This is a genomic window from Arthrobacter sp. lap29 (assembly GCF_032458965.1).
GTDB classification, from domain to species: domain Bacteria; phylum Actinomycetota; class Actinomycetes; order Actinomycetales; family Micrococcaceae; genus Specibacter; species Specibacter psychrochitiniphilus.
Genome location: NZ_JAUCEK010000032.1, coordinates 1 through 1,522, shown reverse-complemented (window position 1 = coordinate 1,522; position 1,522 = coordinate 1). Strand labels below are relative to the sequence as shown.

2 protein-coding genes are annotated in these 1,522 nt (G+C 59.4%); one reads left to right on the top strand and one right to left on the bottom strand.

All coding sequences use genetic code 11. The features are described 5' to 3' along the window. A partial coding sequence (locus RY113_RS18365; protein ID WP_315915824.1) for a LysR family transcriptional regulator occupies positions 1–641 on the bottom strand: 641 nt, incomplete at its 3' end. 71 nt (positions 642–712) lie between these two features. On the opposite strand from RY113_RS18365, the gene RY113_RS18360 reads away from it, so the two are divergent. Continuing rightward, positions 713–1,522, top strand: an 810-nt coding sequence (locus RY113_RS18360) for a DMT family transporter (protein ID WP_315915823.1), incomplete at its 3' end; no start/stop codon positions are given.

The following is a 1,522-nucleotide window of genomic DNA, read 5'->3' as shown; positions in this document are numbered from 1 at the left end:
AACATCGCCTGGACGATGAGTGGTTCCAAGGCGAAGCCTTCGTGCGCGGCCACCCAGGTTTCACCCACCAGATCGGCCAAGGACACCGTCTCGTGCTTCGCCAATGGATGCTCCCGGTGGATCGCCAAGTCGATCGGTTCCTGCAGAACGGGCGTGACATGTACCCTGCGGGTCGGCCAAGGATCTGAGGCCATCGGACGGTGGGCGATCACCACATCGTGGTCGCTGACCAAATCGACGAACCCGTTGATCGATACGTCCTCGTCCCGGCAACGCACCATCGGCCCGTCAGAATCGCTGAGGCTGCTTGCGATGAGCGCCGGAAACCAGGCCAGTCCGGCACTGTGAAAAGCGGTGACTGAAACAGGTTCCTGGGGTGATGCCAAGTACTCGTTGACAGAATTTTCCGCACGAGCTAGGGACTCCAGCACATCCCCACCGGCCTCGGCCAAACGTTCACCGGCAGGCGTCAACACTAATACTCGGCCTCGCTGCTCGGTTAGTGGAATCTGAACGCCCCGTTGCAATGACGCAATTTGCTGGGAGACCGCGGACGGTGAGAGGTGCAGCGCCTGTGCCACTGCAGTGACCGAGCCCCGGTCCCTGAGTTCACGTAAAGTTCGAAGATGATGTACTTCCATGAAGCTCACCTTACGGGATACTAAAGATAGTGCCCGTTGTTCTGTACGAATCCGCTCCTTACAGTAAAAGCATGTCCTTCACTCCCCCTTCAATCCGCCGTCTGTTTCCCGACTTCATTCTCCTGATCGTCGCAATAATGTGGGGCGGTAGCTATCTAGCAACCCAAGACCTGGCGGTGGCCTCGTCTGCCGCCGCGGTGATGTGTGCCCGCTTCGTACCCGCAGCAGTGATCTTGCTGCTTGTTAACCTCGCGCGACCAAAAGTTCGGCTCCGTGACTCGACACTCCCCGGCATTCTGCTTGGAACCCTCCGTGCAGCGACCATCGCTCTGGAAACGATCGGTGTCACGCGCACAAGTGCCACCAATGCAGGACTCATCATCGCTCTGTCCATTCTTCTCACCCCGATCCTCGAATCCACGCTCACCAAAAGACGGCTTTCACCATCCCTGATCGCAAGCATCCTGCTCGCCGTCATCGGCATCACGCTCCTCGTGGTCGGGCAAGGCTTCTCCGGGTTCAACCTCGGCGACGGGCTCATGCTCATCGCGGCAGCGACCCGGGCCCTGCTCGGTGTTGCCGAGGCACGGTTTACCGTCGGCAGGAACACCGACGTACTGGGATTGACCACGGTCGAGATCATGTTCGGCGCGGTCATATTTGCTGTGTGGGGCGGAAACTCCCTGCTGGAGCATCTCCCTAGCTTTAGCGGCGAGAATTGGCTCACCATTGCCTATCTGTGTCTCGGCTGCACCATCTTCGCGTTTCTGGGGCAACTGTGGGCAACGAAGCACACCTCAGCCTCGCGTGCAGGCATGCTTCTGGGCACGGAACCAGGATGGGCGCTCTTGGTCGGAGTGCTCCTCGCCGGAGACAAGATT